Annotated in this window: 13 protein-coding genes; 4 read left to right on the top strand and 9 right to left on the bottom strand. The window is 66.3% G+C overall.

Features of this window, described 5'->3' with window-relative positions; translation table 11 throughout:
• Positions 1 to 126: 126 nt before the first annotated feature.
• Positions 127 to 963 (bottom strand): aldo/keto reductase, encoded by an 837-nt coding sequence (locus NS365_RS02310; RefSeq protein ID WP_058598667.1) that lies wholly within the window; start codon positions 961 to 963, stop codon positions 127 to 129.
• Positions 964 to 1,082: 119 nt separating this feature from the next.
• On the opposite strand from NS365_RS02310, the gene NS365_RS02305 reads away from it, so the two are divergent.
• A complete protein-coding gene (locus NS365_RS02305) occupies positions 1,083 to 1,466 on the top strand; it encodes a PRC-barrel domain-containing protein (RefSeq protein ID WP_244493481.1) in 384 nt (127 codons plus the stop codon).
• Between the two features lie 70 nt (positions 1,467 to 1,536).
• On the opposite strand, the gene clpB is transcribed toward NS365_RS02305, so the two are convergent.
• The 6 genes from clpB to NS365_RS02275 all read right to left on the bottom strand — a co-directional run bounded on the left by clpB (position 1,537) and on the right by NS365_RS02275 (position 11,748).
• On the bottom strand, positions 1,537 to 4,152 hold the full coding sequence (gene clpB, locus NS365_RS02300; protein ID WP_058598666.1) for an ATP-dependent chaperone ClpB: 2,616 nt from the start codon (positions 4,150 to 4,152) through the stop codon (positions 1,537 to 1,539).
• A gap of 242 nt (positions 4,153 to 4,394) precedes the next feature.
• On the bottom strand, positions 4,395 to 5,735 hold the full coding sequence (locus NS365_RS02295) for a DUF4167 domain-containing protein (RefSeq protein WP_193753365.1): 1,341 nt from the start codon (positions 5,733 to 5,735) through the stop codon (positions 4,395 to 4,397).
• Between the two features lie 347 nt (positions 5,736 to 6,082).
• The gene (prmC, locus tag NS365_RS02290; protein WP_058598664.1) at positions 6,083 to 6,979 is read right to left on the bottom strand and encodes a peptide chain release factor N(5)-glutamine methyltransferase; all 897 of its coding nucleotides are present in this window, start codon (positions 6,977 to 6,979) and stop codon (positions 6,083 to 6,085) included.
• Positions 6,980 to 6,987: 8 nt separating this feature from the next.
• Positions 6,988 to 8,061, bottom strand: coding sequence for a peptide chain release factor 1 (prfA, locus tag NS365_RS02285; protein WP_058598663.1), 1,074 nt, complete (start codon positions 8,059 to 8,061; stop codon positions 6,988 to 6,990).
• Between the two features lie 74 nt (positions 8,062 to 8,135).
• On the bottom strand, positions 8,136 to 10,403 hold the full coding sequence (gene ptsP / locus NS365_RS02280; RefSeq protein ID WP_058598662.1) for a phosphoenolpyruvate--protein phosphotransferase: 2,268 nt from the start codon (positions 10,401 to 10,403) through the stop codon (positions 8,136 to 8,138).
• A gap of 91 nt (positions 10,404 to 10,494) precedes the next feature.
• Positions 10,495 to 11,748 carry an aspartate kinase gene (locus tag NS365_RS02275; RefSeq protein ID WP_058598661.1) on the bottom strand — a complete coding sequence of 418 codons (1,254 nt, stop codon included), beginning with the start codon at positions 11,746 to 11,748 and terminating at the stop codon, positions 10,495 to 10,497.
• A gap of 242 nt (positions 11,749 to 11,990) precedes the next feature.
• Between NS365_RS02275 and ubiG the strand changes: the two genes are divergently transcribed.
• The 3 genes from ubiG to NS365_RS02260 all read left to right on the top strand — a co-directional run bounded on the left by ubiG (position 11,991) and on the right by NS365_RS02260 (position 14,109).
• Positions 11,991 to 12,737 carry a bifunctional 2-polyprenyl-6-hydroxyphenol methylase/3-demethylubiquinol 3-O-methyltransferase UbiG gene (gene ubiG / locus NS365_RS02270; RefSeq protein ID WP_058598660.1) on the top strand — a complete coding sequence of 249 codons (747 nt, stop codon included), beginning with the start codon at positions 11,991 to 11,993 and terminating at the stop codon, positions 12,735 to 12,737.
• Positions 12,738 to 12,855: 118 nt separating this feature from the next.
• Complete coding sequence (locus NS365_RS02265; RefSeq protein ID WP_058598659.1) at positions 12,856 to 13,332, top strand: hypothetical protein; 477 nt, start codon at positions 12,856 to 12,858, stop codon at positions 13,330 to 13,332.
• Positions 13,333 to 13,626: 294 nt separating this feature from the next.
• The gene (locus tag NS365_RS02260) at positions 13,627 to 14,109 is read left to right on the top strand and encodes a Dps family protein (protein WP_058598658.1); all 483 of its coding nucleotides are present in this window, start codon (positions 13,627 to 13,629) and stop codon (positions 14,107 to 14,109) included.
• 124 nt (positions 14,110 to 14,233) lie between these two features.
• On the opposite strand, the gene NS365_RS02255 is transcribed toward NS365_RS02260, so the two are convergent.
• Positions 14,234 to 14,521, bottom strand: a complete 288-nt coding sequence (locus NS365_RS02255; protein WP_082655501.1) for a DUF1289 domain-containing protein — start codon at positions 14,519 to 14,521, stop codon at positions 14,234 to 14,236.
• A gap of 34 nt (positions 14,522 to 14,555) precedes the next feature.
• Positions 14,556 to 14,876 carry a DUF1289 domain-containing protein gene (locus tag NS365_RS02250; RefSeq protein ID WP_058598656.1) on the bottom strand — a complete coding sequence of 107 codons (321 nt, stop codon included), beginning with the start codon at positions 14,874 to 14,876 and terminating at the stop codon, positions 14,556 to 14,558.
• Positions 14,877 to 14,915: the final 39 nt, after the last annotated feature.

Here is a 14,915-nt window from a genome sequence, read left to right as displayed (position 1 = left end):
GCGGAACGCGCGTTCCGCAAGTGCCCCGTCACGTCGCGCGGGATGAAACCGGCGTCAACCCTTCGTGATCACCCGTCCCATCACATTCGGTCTCGAACGCCGTTTTCTATTCCGTTCGTCACCCGGTCAGATGATCGCGAGCGGCATCTTGCGCTCGGGCGGCGGAAACGCCTCGTCCAGAAGCGCCCAGTCCTCAGCGTCGAGCCGGATGTCAATGGCCTCGGCATTCTCGCGCACATGCTCCAGCGAACTGGCCTTCGGAATCGCAATCGTGCCGGGGCGGCGCAGCGTGAAGGCCAGCGCGATCTGGGCCGGGGTCTTGTCGTGCCGGTCGGCCACTTCCAGAAGTTCGGGCCGGCGCAGGAGCGAGCCGCCCTGCCCGATCGGAGAATAGGCCATGGTCGCGACGATCCGCTCTTCCAGCCAGGGCAGAAGGTCGAACTCCGTGCCGCGATGGTCGAGATTGAGAAGAATCTGATTGACGGCGCAGCGGTCTCCGCCCTCCACCTCCATCAGCTCGTCCATGTCGGACACGTCGAAATTCGATACCCCCCAGCGCAGGATCTTGCCGGCGTCGATGAGATCCTCCATCGCCGCGACCGTCTCGCCCAGCGGGAAACGCCCACGCCAATGCAGGAGATAGAGGTCGAGCCGGTCGGTGCCGAGCCGTTCCAGACTCGCCTCGCAGGCCGCGATCGTTCCGCGCCGCGAGGCATGGCTCGGCGCAACCTTGGACACGAGAAACACCTCGTCGCGCCGCCCGGCGATGGCTTCGCCGACCAGTTCCTCCGACGCGCCGTCGCCGTAGATTTCGGCCGTATCGATCAGATTCATGCCGAGATCGAGCCCGAGCCGCAGAGCGGCCAGCTCGTCATTCATCCGCGCGCTCGTCTCGCCCATCATCCACGTGCCTTGCCCGAGCGCCGGCACGCTCGTTCCGTCGGCCAGTTCCACCACTCTCATGTCTTGGGTCCTTTCGCGGGAATGCCGTCGGCCCTTCACCTAACGCCCGTCCCCGCCAACGGGAACACGCGACCCGTCCGGGCGTTGATAGAAAATGTTCAATTCAGGGAGTGGCCAAGATGTCTTCGACAATGGGAACCGGACCGATCTCCGAGTTGCAGGTCGGGGCCGACAACATTGAGGCGAGCCGCGTCAACGGAACGCGCGTCTACAACACGGATGGCGACAATCTCGGTCATATCTATGACGTCGTGATCGGCAAGCGGGACGGGCGCGTGAAATACGCGATCATGTCCTTCGGCGGGTTCCTCGGCATTGGCGAGGACTACCATCCGATCCCTTGGGACGTTCTGAAATATGACGAGCGTCAGGGCGGCTATGTGGTCGGCATCACGATCGACCAGTTGAAGAACGCCCCCCGCTACGCCTCCGACACCTCGCCGGATTGGGTCGATCCCGCCTATGGCAAGCGTATCGACGATTATTACGGCGTATCCTACTGACGTTCACGACATTCCAAACCAAAAGGGGCGGCTCACCGAGCCGCCCCTTTTTTTTAAATTACGGCGCAGATCAAGCTGCGACGAGATCGCCGCTAGCCGCCGATTTGGAGCCGACGACGTAGAAGTTCAGGCGGTCGGTGCCGCTCGAAATCTTCACACGGTCCTCGTCCTTCACCTGCCCCATCAAGATGCGCTCGGCGAGCGGGTCCTGCACCTCGCGCTGGATGACGCGCTTCAGAGGACGCGCGCCATAGGCAGGGTCATAGCCACGCTCGGCCAGCCAGTCGCGCGCGCTGTCGTCCAGTTCGAGAACGATCTTGCGCTCTTCCAGAAGCTTCTCCAGACGCTTCATCTGGATGTCCACGATCGCGCCCATGTCCGCCCGCTTCAGGCGGTGGAACAGGACGATTTCGTCCACGCGGTTCAGGAATTCCGGGCGGAAGGCCGTGCGCACCACGTCCATCACCTGGCCCCGAACGGCGTCCACCTCCTCATCGTCGCGAAGGGCGACGAGATATTCGGAGCCGAGGTTCGATGTCATGACGATCAGAGTGTTGCGGAAGTCCACTGTGCGGCCCTGCCCGTCGGTCAAACGCCCGTCGTCCAGCACCTGCAGCAGGATGTTGAAGACGTCCGGGTGCGCCTTTTCGATCTCGTCGAACAGGATCACCTGATAGGGCCGCCGCCGGACGGCCTCGGTCAGAACGCCGCCTTCCTCGTAGCCGACATAGCCCGGAGGCGCGCCGATCAGCCGGGCCACGGAGTGCTTCTCCATGAATTCCGACATGTCGATGCGCACCATCGCCGTGTCCTCGTCGAAGAGGAACGTGGCGAGCGCCTTGGTCAGCTCCGTCTTGCCGACGCCCGTGGGGCCGAGGAACATGAACGAGCCGATCGGGCGGTTGGGGTCCTGCAAGCCGGCGCGCGCCCGGCGCACGGCCTTGGACACGGCCTGCACGGCCTCGCCCTGCCCCACGACGCGCTTGGCGATCGAATCCTCCATGGAGAGAAGCTTCTCGCGCTCGCCCTGCATCATCCGGTCCACCGGAATGCCGGTCCAGCGAGAGACGACCTGCCCGATATGGTCGGCCGTCACGGTTTCCTCGACCATGGAAACCTTGCCGTCGGCCGCTTCCGCTTCCGTCAGCTCGCGCTCCAGCTGCGGGATCTCGCCATAGGCGAGTTCGCCGGCGCGCTGATACTCGCCCTTGCGCTGCGCGATGGCGAGTTCGTTGCGCGCCTCGTCCAGACGCTTCTTGAGGTCGGCCGCAAGCCCGAGCTTCGATTTCTCGGCCTGCCAGGAGGTGGTGAGCCGATCGGACTCCTCTTCCAGATTGGCGAGTTCCGCTTCGAGCCGCTCCAGCCGCGAGCGCGAGCCGTCGTCATGCTCTTTCTTCAGCGCCTCGCGCTCGATCTTGAGCTGCACGACGCGCCGGTCGATTTCGTCCAGCGCTTCCGGCTTGGAATCGACGGCCATGCGCAGGCGCGCCGCGCCCTCGTCCACGAGGTCGATCGCCTTGTCCGGCAGGAAGCGGTCGGTAATGTAGCGGTTCGAGAGCTGCGCGGCGGCCACCAGAGCCGAGTCCGAGATGCGCACCTTGTGGTGCTGCTCGTACTTTTCCTTGAGGCCGCGCAGGATCGAGATCGTGTCCTCCACCGTCGGCTCGGACACGAAGACGGGCTGGAAGCGGCGGGCGAGCGCCGGGTCCTTCTCGACATGCTTGCGATATTCATCGAGCGTGGTGGCGCCGACGCAGTGCAGCTCACCGCGCGCCAAGGCCGGCTTCAGGAGGTTGGACGCGTCCATCGCGCCATCCGCCTTGCCCGCGCCGACCAGCGTGTGCATCTCGTCGATGAAGAGGATGATGCCCCCTTCCGCCGCCGTCACTTCGGAGAGAACCGCCTTCAGACGCTCCTCGAACTCGCCGCGATATTTCGCGCCGGCGATCAGCGCGCCCATGTCAAGCGCCATCAGCTGCTTGTCGCGCAAGCTCTCGGGCACGTCGCCATTGACGAGGCGCAGCGCCAGACCTTCGGCGATGGCCGTCTTGCCGACGCCGGGCTCGCCGATCAGAACCGGATTGTTCTTGGTGCGGCGGGATAGAACCTGGATCGTGCGGCGGATTTCGTCGTCGCGCCCGATCACCGGGTCGAGACGGCCCTCGCGCGCATCCCTGGTGAGATCGCGGGCATATTTCTTGAGCGCGTCATAGCCCTGCTCGGCGGAGGCCGAGTCGGCCGTGCGGCCCTTGCGCAGCTCGTTGATCGCGGCGTTCAGCGCCTGCGGATTGACGCCGGCCTTGGCCAGAATGTCGGCCGTCTTGGCGCTCTTCTCGATGGCCAGCGCAAGAAGCAGGCGCTCGACCGTGACGAAACTGTCGCCGGCCTTCTTGGCGATCTCCTCGGCGGTCGCGAAGACCTTGGCGGTCGGCGCGGCGAGATAGATCTGCCCGTTGCCGCCCGAGACGCGCGGCAGCGCATCCAGCGCCGCGTCGACGCCCAGGCGCACATCCTTCGACCGGCCGCCCGCGCGATCGATCAGGCCAGAGGCCAGACCTTCGTTGTCGTCCACCAGCACCTTCAACAGGTGCTCGGGCAAAAACTGCTGATGGTCACGCGAGAGAGCCATGGTCTGCGCGGCCTGCATAAAGCCGCGAACCCGCTCGGTATAGCGTTCCATATCCATTCGTTTCGTCTCCTTATCAGCTCTCCACCCGCTCGGCGGCATGGAGCCCGTATCCTGGGAGTCGGCTGCCATCCGGCCAGCCGCTGATAGAGCATATGGTGGCGTTTCAGTCCGATCAAAGAGGGGATCGGCCCCGCCCGAGGCCTCCCTCCCATCTTTTTTCACAGCGCTGTGAAGGGACCCAAAACGCGAAAAGGCCCGGCGGATGAGCCGGGCCTTTCGATGCGGATAGAGACGTGCGGTCAGTCGTGCGAGGCGAGTTCCAGATCGGACGCACCGCCCTCACCTTCGCCGCCTTCGCCCTTCTTCTTGCGCGGGCGGCCCGGCTTGCGCTTGGCGGCCGCATCAGCATCAGCAGCTTCGGGTGAAACAGCGGGAGCGGCGGCAGCGCGCGGACGGCGCTTGGGCTCCTCCGTGCTGGCGGGCGCCACAGCGGCCTCACCCTCGCTCGGCGCGGCCTCGCGGCGCGCGCGGGGACGGCGCTTGGGCTCGTCCGATGCGGCTTCGCCGGCGGGCGACACAGGCGCAGGCACCGGAGCCGCAGGGGCGACGGTCGCAGCAGGAGCCGGCACCGGATTCGTCTCGACCGGCGCGGGCGCGGGCGCCGCGTTGTGGGTCTCGACGCTCTCAGGACGCGGCGCGGCCGGAGCCTCGCCCGAAGCCTGCGCTTCGCCGGCCTGCGCCGGGGCACCCTCGGGGCGCTGGTCGTCGCGGCGGCGATCGTCGAACCGGCCGAAGCGCTCTTCGAAGCGGCGCTCGCCGCTGCGATCATTGCGCTCGCCCCGCTCGTTGAAGCGCGGGCGGTCGCCGCGATCGCGACGGTTTTCGCGATTGTCCCGGTTGTCGCGGCGCTGGCCCTCGAAACGCGGCCCCTCGCCCTGCGGCGCAGCGCGGTTCTCCTCGCCTTCCGGCGCGGCGTAGGGCTGCGGCCCGGTGCCCGCAGGCCCCTGCTGCTGGCGGTCGCGGTAGCCATTGTCGTTGCGATCGCGGTTGTACGGGCGGTCGCCGCGCTCCCCGCGCTCGCCACGGAATTCGCGGCGCTCGCCGCGGTCGTTCCGCTCGCCGCGATGGTCGCGGTTCTGGCCGTCCCGGCTTTGGCCATCCCGGTTCTGGCCATCGCGGGACTGGTAATCCCGGTTCTGATGTTCGCGGTTCTGGCCGTCGCGGTTCTGGCGCTCGCCGCCATGGCCGTTGAAGCCCTGGCCGCCCTGGCGCTCGCCCTGCGGGGTCGCCGCCGGCATCTCGCCACCGGCACCCTCTTCCAGATCGTCCTCGAACTCGTCGAAGTCGCGCTCGGGTTGCGAAGGCTTGAACTCGCCCATCGCGGCGGCGACGATCCGACCGTAATGTTCGGCGTGCTGGAGATAGTTCTCAGCCATCACCCGGTCGCCGGACGCAGCGGCGTCGCGCGCCAGCGTTGTGTACTTGTCGGCGATGTGCTGGGCGGTGCCGCGAATCTTGACGTCGGGACCGTTCGACTCAAAGGAGCGGGACAGAGGATTGGGGCCTTTGCGTCCGCCGTTGCCGCTACCGCCGCGCCCGCGCATCCGCTGCTTGTTCTGCTGCTGCTGTCCTGGCCTCATGACCATCCTGTCATCTGGATATCCGGCTCTGCGAGCCGGTTGGGCTCCATATCGCGAAAGCGCGCTCGGCGGCTTCGCTCGGGTCTTCTAGGGAGTGTCTGCCGGGCGAACGGGTGGGTTCGGCCGGCATTCCTCATCTGATGAAGTGTGCGGTCCGTTGCGGCGATCCCCTTCGCCGCGCTGACGGACGGGACGGAGCTTCTTCGAGCGTCCCGCAACCCGGATGGGGGCAATTCCCGTCCGAACGGAGGGGACGTCCCCCTCGGTCATTCCGTCTTTCAGGAACTTGTGTAGTGATCCGCGCGCGATCTCACAAGGGGTTCGCTTGTGTCGCCTCCAAGTTCACGTCAGTTTCCTACTGATTTCCCCTGTTTTTCCAACGCATCGTCGCCGCAAAACCACAGGGCGCGTGCAATGCCGGACAGGTCCGCGCGGGTTTCGCGCCAGCTCAGGCCCGCTTGGCGCGCCAGCGCTCGCACGTCCCCCTCCTGCCCGATGCCGATTTCGAGGAGCAGATCGCCGCCCGGTTTGAGCTTGGGCGCAGCCGTCGCACAGAGCGCGCGATAGGCCGTCAACCCGTCCGTGCCCCCATCCAGCGCCAGCATCGGGTCGTGCTCGCGCACGCCCGCATCCAGCGTCTCGATGTCGGCGGAGGGAATATAAGGCGGATTGCTGACGATCGCGGTGAGCGAGCCGGGCGCGAGCGCCGCCAGATAATCGCCCCGCAGCGCCCAGAAGCGCGCGCCGACGCCTGCCCCTTCCGCATTGCGCCGCGCCGTTTCGAGCGCGCCCTCGGAGAGATCCACCGCCACGCAGCGGCTTTGCGGAAACAGCGCCAGAAGCGAAACAGCGATGGCGCCCGTGCCCGTGCCGATATCGGCAAAGACGAACTCATCCTCACCGCGCGCACGAAAGACTCGCGCCGCCAGTTCCACCAGGATTTCCGTGTCGGGGCGAGGCTCCAGCGTTTCGGGCGAAAGCTCGAACTCGTGGTCGTAGAAGAACCGCCGCCCCAGAATACGCCCCACCGGCTCGCCCGCGAGCCGGCGCGCAGCGCGCTCGGCGAGCCGTGCCGCCGCATCTGCGTCCACAGCTTCGCCCTCGCGCAGGATCAGCCCGGCGCTGTCGAGGCCGAGCGTGTCGCAGACGAGAAGCCGCGCGTCGAGATCGGGCGTTGCCAGTCCGGCCTGCCGGAAGGCCTGCCGAAGGCCACGATGAAGCGCGCCGAGACTGCTCTCGCTCATGCCGGGTGTCAGGAGCCCATGGCGGCGAGCCGCGCCGCCTGATCGTCGGCCACGAGCGCGTCCACCAGCTCGTCCATCTCACCCTCGATCACCCGGTCGAGCTTGTAGAGCGTCAGGTTGATGCGATGGTCGGTGACGCGCCCTTGCGGGAAATTATAGGTGCGAATGCGCTCGGAGCGGTCGCCCGAGCCGATCTGCGCCTTGCGGTCGGCCGAGCGCTCGGCATCCAGGCGCGAGCGCTCCATGTCGAACAAGCGCGCGCGCAGAACCTGCATGGCGCGGGCGCGGTTCTGATGCTGCGACTTTTCCGAGGAGGTCACGACGATGCCGGTCGGCAGATGCGTGATGCGCACGGCCGAGTCGGTCGTGTTGACGTGCTGCCCGCCCGCGCCCGACGAGCGCATCGTGTCGATGCGGATGTCTTCGGCGCGAATGTCGATATCGACCTCCTCCGCCTCGGGCAGCACCGCGACCGTCGCGGCCGAGGTGTGGATGCGCCCCTGCGACTCGGTGGCGGGCACGCGCTGGACGCGGTGCACGCCGGACTCGAATTTCAGCCGCGAGAACACGCCGACACCCTTCACGGAAGCCACGACTTCGCGGTATCCGCCCGCCTCGCCGTCCGAGGCTTCGAGCACTTCGACCTTCCAGCCGCGACCATCGGCATAGCGCTGGTACATGCGGAACAGATCGCCCGCGAAGAGCCCGGCCTCCGAGCCGCCCGTGCCGGCGCGGATTTCGAGGATCGCGCCCTTGGCGTCCGCCGCGTCCTTGGGCAGGAGAAGAATCAGAAGCTCGGCCGACAGCGTTTCCAGCCGGGACTCGACCTCGCCGATCTCGCTCGCGGCGAGATCACGCATCTCGCGGTCGGAGGCGGGATCGCTCAGCATATCACGCAGATCGGCCAGCTCCTGCTCGGCGGCGCGATAGGTGCGGATACCGGCCACGACATCTTCCAGCCCCGACCATTCGGTCGCGAGCCGCTTGTAGGTCTCATGATCGGGCCCGGAGGCCATTTCGGCCTGCAGCTGGTCCGCCCGCCTCAGGATCTCCGTCATGGTGTTTTCGGGAAGAATGGCCATTCTTTGCCTTTAGGGAGACCTGCGCGACAGGAACCCGATGTCAGGCCCCGTAGTACGCCGGTCCGATTTTCCGTTCAGCAGGGGATGGAGTTCGCGGCCGCGAATTCCTCGAGCAGCTGACGGAAGGTCTGTTTCGGATGCTTCTCGGCCAGATGGGCGGTGATCCGCCGGTTCAAGGCTTCCGCGTCGAGTTCCACCAGCATCGCCTTGACCGGGCCGATCGAGGCCGATGTCATGGAGATTGAGCGGAAGCCGAGCCCGATCAACGCCATGGCCGAGATCGGACGCCCCGCCATTTCGCCGCAGAGAGTGGCCGAGACGGAGTTGCGCTTGGCCGCATCGAGGATTTCGCGCAGCGCTCGCATGAAGGGCGTCGAGAGATCATCGAAGCGCCCGGCGATCTGCGCATTGCCCCGGTCCACTGCCGAGAAGAACTGGAACAGGTCGTTCGAGCCGATCGACACGAAGTCCACCAGCTGCATCAGCTCGTCCAGCTGGAACAGGAGCGAGGGCACCTCGATCATGGCGCCGAGCTTCAAGCGGCGCGGCATGACATGGCCGAAGCGCGTCAGATGCTTGAACTCGCGACTGATCAGGTCGCGCGCCTGCCGAAGCTCGTTGAGGTCCGTCACCATCGGGAACATGACGCGCAACTCGCGCCCGCCCGCCGCCTTCAGAAGCGCGCGAAGCTGGGTGCGCATCAGGCCCGGCCGGTCGAGCGCCAGACGCAGCGCGCGGTAGCCGAGCGCCGGGTTCTCTTCCGGCGACTGGTGGAGATAGGGCAGAACCTTGTCGCCGCCGATGTCGAGCGTGCGGAAGGTCACGGGCTTGCCGCCGGCCGCATCCAGCACCGCCGAATAGAGCCGCTCCTGATCGCTGGTCTTGGGCATGGTCGAGGCGATCATGAACTGAAGCTCGGTGCGGAACAGCCCGATGCCGGCCGCGCCCGCCGCTTCCAACTGCGGCAGGTCCACGAGCAGACCCGCGTTCATCATCAGATCGACGTCCTGCCCGTCCTTGGTGCAGGCGGCGACGTCGCGAAGCGCGCGGTAGCGCTCCTGCCGCTTGGCGCGGAACTTCACGCGCTCGGCGAAGACATTCTCGATATCGACGGGCGGGCGCAGATGGACGCTGCCCTCCTCGCCATCGACGATGATCGCATCGCCCTTCTCCGACATGGAGACGGCGCCCTTGGCCTGCCCGACCACGGGAATGCCGAGCGCGCGCGCGACGATGACGACATGGCTCGTCGGCGCGCCCTCTTCGAGCACGAGGCCGCGAATCTGATCGCGGCGATAGTCGAGAAGCTCGGCCGCGCCCATGGAGCGGGCGACGATCACCGCATCGCCCGACGCGCCATCGGCGAACATGTCGCCCGAACGGCCCATCAGCTCGCGCAAGAGGCGGTTGGCGAGATCGTCGAAATCGTGCAGCCGTTCGCGCAAGTAAGGGTCGGTCATGTGCATCATGCGCGCGCGCATGTCGTTCTGCACTTTTTCGACCGAGGCTTCGGCGGTCAGGCCGTTGCGCACGGCTTCTTCGAGGCGGCGCACCCAGCCCCGATCATGCGCGAACATGCGATAGGCTTCGAGAACGGCGCGATGCTCACCCTCGGCCGCCATGTCGCGGCGCGACAGCATGTCCTCGATGGAGATGCGCAGATTGGACACGGCGCGGTCGAGGCGCGAGACCTCGGCCTCGGCATCCTCGTTGAAGAGATTGGTGACGACGACGCGCGGCTCGTGCAGCACGACATGGCCAAGGCCAATACCATCGGCCAGCGCGATGCCGGTGAAGTGAACGGGGCGCGAAAGGTCGAGCACGACGCCCGGCCGCGACAGCCCTTCCAGGCTGCCGGCCGCGATCATCTCGGCGACGACCATGGCGACCGTTTCGAGCGCCTCGGTTTCCTCGTCGCGATAAACGCGCTTTTCCTTGTTCTGCACCACGAGCACGCCGAGCGTGCGCCCCGCGCGCAGGATCGGCACACCGAGGAAGGAAAGGAAAATCTCCTCCCCCGTTTCGGGCAGATAGGTGAAGGCCGGGTGCTTCTGCGCGTCCTGAAGGTTCAGGGCGCGGGCCGTCGCCGCGATCGTGCCGACCAGACCTTCGCCTAGGCGCAGCTGCGCCAGATGCACGGAGCCCGGATTCAGGCCCTCGGTCGCGTAAAGCTCCAGAACACCGTCCGCTCGCAGGACATAAAGCGAGCAGACCTCCGCCACCATATTGGCGGCGATCTGGCGCACGATCTCATCGAGCCGAGCCTGGGGTTCCAGTGGCTCGGCCATGAGTTCCCTGATCCGGCGCATCAACATGCGCGGTCCCGAGGAGTCGCTTCGCATCAGAGGCGTCTTCCGTCAGCGATGGGCCTTCCCGAACGAATCGCTCCGAGCGGGACGAGGGGATAGGCGCCCGCCGCGGGCGCCGCCGGGATCAAGCTTTGTCGAGACCGTAGACGGAATGCAAGCTCCGCACGGCCAGCTCGGTATATTCGCCGTCGATGAGAATGGAGATCTTGATCTCCGAAGTCGTGATGGCGCGGATATTGATGCCGCGCGCCGCCAGCGCCTTGAAGGCTGTGGCCGCGACGCCGGTGTGCGAGCGCATGCCGATGCCGATCACCGAGACCTTGGTGAGGCCGCGCTCGGACTGCACCACGTCGAAGCGCATCTCGGTCTTGGCGGCCTCGATCACCTGCATGGCCTTGGCGAGGTCGCCGGCCGGCACGGTGAAGGTCATGTCGGTGCGCGTGCCGTCTTCAGAGACGTTCTGCACGATCATATCGACATTGACGCCAGCGTCCGCGAGCGGGCCGAAAATGGCGGCGGCGACGCCTGGCTGGTCCTCGACCCGGCGCAGCGAGATCTGCGCCTCATCCTTGGCGTAGGCGATGCCGGTGACGACCTGCTGTTCCACGATTTCATCCTCGTCGCAAATAAGTGTGCCGGGCGGGTTCAGGAAGTCGCCCATGCCCGGCGCGTCCGGGTCCTCGAAGGAGGAGCGCACGAAGGTACGCACCTTGTGGACCATGGCCAGCTCCACCGAGCGCACCTGTAGCACCTTGGCGCCGAGCGAGGCCATTTCGAGCATTTCCTCGAAGGAAACGCGCGCCATGCGCCGGGCCTTGGGCTCGATGCGCGGATCGGTCGTGTAGACGCCGTCCACGTCCGTATAGATGTCGCAGCGATCGGCCTTGAGCGCGGCGGCGACGGCCACCGCCGAGGTGTCCGAGCCGCCCCGGCCGAGCGTCGCGATGCGATTGTCGGGCGCCAGCCCCTGAAAACCGGCGATCACGGCCACCTGGCCCTCGGCGAAGCGGCGCACGATCTCGGACCCGTCGATCTCCTGGATACGGGCCGAGGCATGCGCGCCATCGGTGCGGATCGGGATCTGCCAGCCCTGCCAGGATCGGGCGTTGATGCCCATGTTCTGGAGAGTGATCGCCAGAAGCCCGGCCGTCACCTGCTCGCCCGAGGCGACGACCGCGTCGTATTCGCGCGCGTCGTGCATGGAGGAGGCTTCGGTGCACCAGCCGACCAGTTCGTTGGTCTTGCCGGACATGGCCGAAACCACCACGGCCACCTGATGACCCGCGTCGACCTCGCGTTTCACATGGCGGGCCACGTTACGGATCCGGGCGATGTCGGCGACGGAAGTGCCGCCGAATTTGAGAACGAGACGCGCCATGAAACCATCGTGCCAGCTTGGGGCTCCGTCGCCGCCCGAACGGCGCGGCGGACACCCGCAAGATAAAGAAACGCCGGCCGGCGGCGTGTTCCCTTGAATGAAGCGAAGAAGCCGAAGGCAGGCGGGCCGAGTTAACCGAAGCGCCGCCGTTTCGCAAGCAGAGCGCGCAGCGGTCGCGCTTGACAATCGTGCTCGCGGCGGAACATGCCCCTTCACACAGGGACGGCGAGCGGAGACATGAGATGACGGACGCGGCGCGGCAGACGACGGTGGACGCGGACGAGGTCGAGCGTTTCTCGCGCCTTTCCGCCGAGTGGTGGAACCCGACCGGCAAGTTCAAGCCGCTGCACAAGTTCAACCCCGTGCGCGTGGCCTATCTGCGCGAGCAGATCTCGATGAATTTCGGCCGCGAGCTGTCCTCGCTGACGCCTTTCAAGGGTTTGCGCATTCTCGACATCGGCTGCGGCGGCGGGCTGATCTGCGAGCCTATGGCGCGGCTGGGCGCCGAGGTGCTCGGCGCGGACGCATCCGCGACCAATATCGAGGTGGCCAAGCTCCATGCCGCGCAGGGCGGGCTCTCGATCGACTACCGGGCCGAGACGGCCGAGGCGCTGGATCAAGCCGGCGAGCGGTTCGACGTGGTGTTGGCGCTCGAAGTCGTGGAACACGTCTCCGATGTCGATCTCTTTCTGCGCTCGGCCGCGCGCATGGTGAAGCCCGGTGGGCTCCTGTTCGTCGCCACGATCAACCGCACGATGAAGGCCATGGCCTTCGCGATTGTAGGCGCGGAATACGTCTTGGGCTGGCTGCCCAAGGGCACGCATCAATATTCCAAGCTGGTGCGCCCGGAGGAAATCCGCCGCCCCGTCGAGGGCGAGGGTCTCGCCTTCATCGACGAGACGGGCGTCGTGTACCATCCGCTGGCCGACGAGTGGCGCCGCTCGCGCGACTTGGATGTGAACTACATGCTGCTCGCGCGCCGGTCCTGATCTCCGTATTTCTTGCGCCAAATGCCCCTTTCGGTGGCGGCCAAGCTCTGCTAGAGAATGCTTCCATCGAAAGTCATGTTTCGCAGCCCGGCTGGCTGCGAGTGAGGCAGAGCATTTGATGTCCGTTCTGGCGATGCGCGTCACCCCGACTCACGACGAGAACCGGGTTCTGGCTTTTCCCCGCTGTCCGACCGCCGAGCGCGTCGCGGCAGCGCGCGAGTTGTCGGACACGCAGCGCCTGGAGCTGGAGCGGCTGCGCTGGCTGGCGCTGCGATCGCAGCTCGCCCCGAAGGCCGATCTGGAACGCGCCTGCTACCTTCTCGCGGGGCAACCGACCGCCTCGCTCGACCGCTATGCCACGGTCTTCTTCCGGGCGCTGTGCGATCACGCCACCTCCGAGATGACGGTCTATCGCCCCGGCGCTTCGCAGGTCAGCGACGACGAATCCTGGCTGCTGCGCCTCCTCGCGGCCTGGCGCTCAGAGCAGGACGCCGCCGCAGGCGCCCTCGTTTCATGGCGCGTGCGTCCGCAGGCGCGGCGCTGGATGCGCTTCCTGTCGCACGGCATGGTCCGCGCGCTCGACGCGGCGGCCTGACCCGTCATGGCGCTCGGATCGACCCTGTCGCTCCGAGTCATCGACCGCCGCGCGGCTGGACCGCTGGTCGTCATCCTGACTGTTAGTTCCCTAAACTTACGCTCGTCGGGGCATCGCAATCCCGCCGGTCAGCCGCGTTTCCCGCCGAGCGAAAACTCCGCCTCACAGTTTAGAATGATTCAAAACTAGGTTGCGCCGGCATCTTGGACTCGCTAGTTTAGAACCATTCCAAGGTGGCCAGGCCGCCTTGCCCAGAATCACCATCGACCTCCACCGTCACGAAAGGAGAGACCCATGGGTTTCGTCGCCGCGAAGATCGAACCGACCGCCAAGGAAGAAATCGTCAATGGCCTGACGCAGGCTCTGGCCGAGACCGCCATCGAGACACTGAAGGCGCAGAACTTCCACTGGAACGTGACGGGCATGAGCTTCGGCGCCCTGCATGAGCTGTTCCAGGAGATCTACGAAGATCACTTCGAGGCTCAGGACCTTCTCGCCGAGCGCATCAAGGCGTTCGACGCCCATGCCGAAGGCCGCTACTCGCTCTATCTCGAGCGCTCCGCCGTTCCCGAGCATGACGGCCGCACCGACGCCAAGACCATGGTCGAAGTCCTCATGAAGGATCAGGAGACCCTCTCGTCCACGCTTTCGGCCCTCGCGCAGGTCGCCGAGCAGCATGGTGACTGGGCGACCAACGACATGGCCACCGGCCGCATCGAGAAGCACGACAAGTTCGCGTGGATGCTCCGCGCTCACCTGAAGACGACCGCCGCTTAATTCGGCATTCGTCAGGCAGACAAGAAAGGCCCGCCGGAGCGATCCGGCGGGCCTTTCTTGTCCGTGGCTTCGAAGATAGGCTGATGCGGTTCGCTTAAGCGCGTCCGGCACAAGCGAACCGGCCTTAGCCGGCCGTCTCCGCGTCTTCCTCGTCCAGCGGACAGGGCACACCCTCGCGCTCGCATTTGCGCTTGTAGGCGATGGCCCAAAAGGCGGGGTTCTTGTGTTCGGAGCGCAGCCGCTCCATCAGTCCGTCGAAGAAAGCCTTCTTGGCCTCGGCGCTGCCCGAGCGCGGAAAGGAATCCTTCTCCGCCTTGGTCATCATGCAGCCGACGCAGCGCCCCGCGCGCTTGTATTTGCACACATCGACACAGGGGCTCGGAGCATCGGCCCAGACCTCAGAAACGCTCATCACCACCGCCCCAAACGAACAACATAGCGTGCAGCTAGGCAGCCACGCGCGGCTTGTCGAGAGCTTCCGTGCCCGGCGCGGCGTCCAGCTTGTCGAGCGGGCACGGCCGATCCTTCTTGTCGCAGCGGCGGCGATACATGCGCGACCAGTAGCCGAGCCGGCCGGACGCCTCCAGCCGTGCCACGAGCAGCGTGAGGAAGCCCTTTTTCTCGGCCTTGCCGCCGAGCTTCTTGAAGCGCTTCTTTTCCGGCTTGGTCATGCCGCAGCCGATGCAATGGCCATTGTCGCGAAACTTGCAGACGGAGATGCAGGGCGACGGGGCCTTCGCCCAGGTCTTGGTCTTGGCCACGGCCATCCTTTCCGAGTTGCGATCAGGGACGCTCGTGCCTCGCGC

This window comes from Aureimonas ureilytica (genome assembly GCF_001475935.1).
In the GTDB taxonomy this organism is placed as follows: Bacteria; Pseudomonadota; Alphaproteobacteria; order Rhizobiales; family Rhizobiaceae; genus Aureimonas; species Aureimonas ureilytica_A.
This window is presented reverse-complemented; position numbering and strand designations above follow the sequence as displayed.

Excerpts from the sequence above, each read along its gene's own strand:
- NS365_RS02305 (WP_244493481.1), top strand. The coding sequence starts at position 1,083 with ATGTCTTCGACAATGGGAACCGGACCGATCTCCGAGTTGCAGGTCGGG.
- NS365_RS02275 (WP_058598661.1), bottom strand. The coding sequence starts at position 11,748 with ATGGCGCGTCTCGTTCTCAAATTCGGCGGCACTTCCGTCGCCGACATC.
- NS365_RS02260 (WP_058598658.1), top strand. The coding sequence starts at position 13,627 with ATGGGTTTCGTCGCCGCGAAGATCGAACCGACCGCCAAGGAAGAAATC.
- ptsP (WP_058598662.1), bottom strand. The coding sequence starts at position 10,403 with ATGCGAAGCGACTCCTCGGGACCGCGCATGTTGATGCGCCGGATCAGG.
- NS365_RS02265 (WP_058598659.1), top strand. The coding sequence starts at position 12,856 with ATGTCCGTTCTGGCGATGCGCGTCACCCCGACTCACGACGAGAACCGG.
- clpB (WP_058598666.1), bottom strand. The coding sequence starts at position 4,152 with ATGGATATGGAACGCTATACCGAGCGGGTTCGCGGCTTTATGCAGGCC.
- prfA (WP_058598663.1), bottom strand. The coding sequence starts at position 8,061 with ATGGCCATTCTTCCCGAAAACACCATGACGGAGATCCTGAGGCGGGCG.
- NS365_RS02310 (WP_058598667.1), bottom strand. The coding sequence starts at position 963 with ATGAGAGTGGTGGAACTGGCCGACGGAACGAGCGTGCCGGCGCTCGGG.
- NS365_RS02295 (WP_193753365.1), bottom strand. The coding sequence starts at position 5,735 with ATGAGGCCAGGACAGCAGCAGCAGAACAAGCAGCGGATGCGCGGGCGC.
- prmC (WP_058598664.1), bottom strand. The coding sequence starts at position 6,979 with ATGAGCGAGAGCAGTCTCGGCGCGCTTCATCGTGGCCTTCGGCAGGCC.
- NS365_RS02250 (WP_058598656.1), bottom strand. The coding sequence starts at position 14,876 with ATGGCCGTGGCCAAGACCAAGACCTGGGCGAAGGCCCCGTCGCCCTGC.
- ubiG (WP_058598660.1), top strand. The coding sequence starts at position 11,991 with ATGACGGACGCGGCGCGGCAGACGACGGTGGACGCGGACGAGGTCGAG.
- NS365_RS02255 (WP_082655501.1), bottom strand. The coding sequence starts at position 14,521 with ATGAGCGTTTCTGAGGTCTGGGCCGATGCTCCGAGCCCCTGTGTCGAT.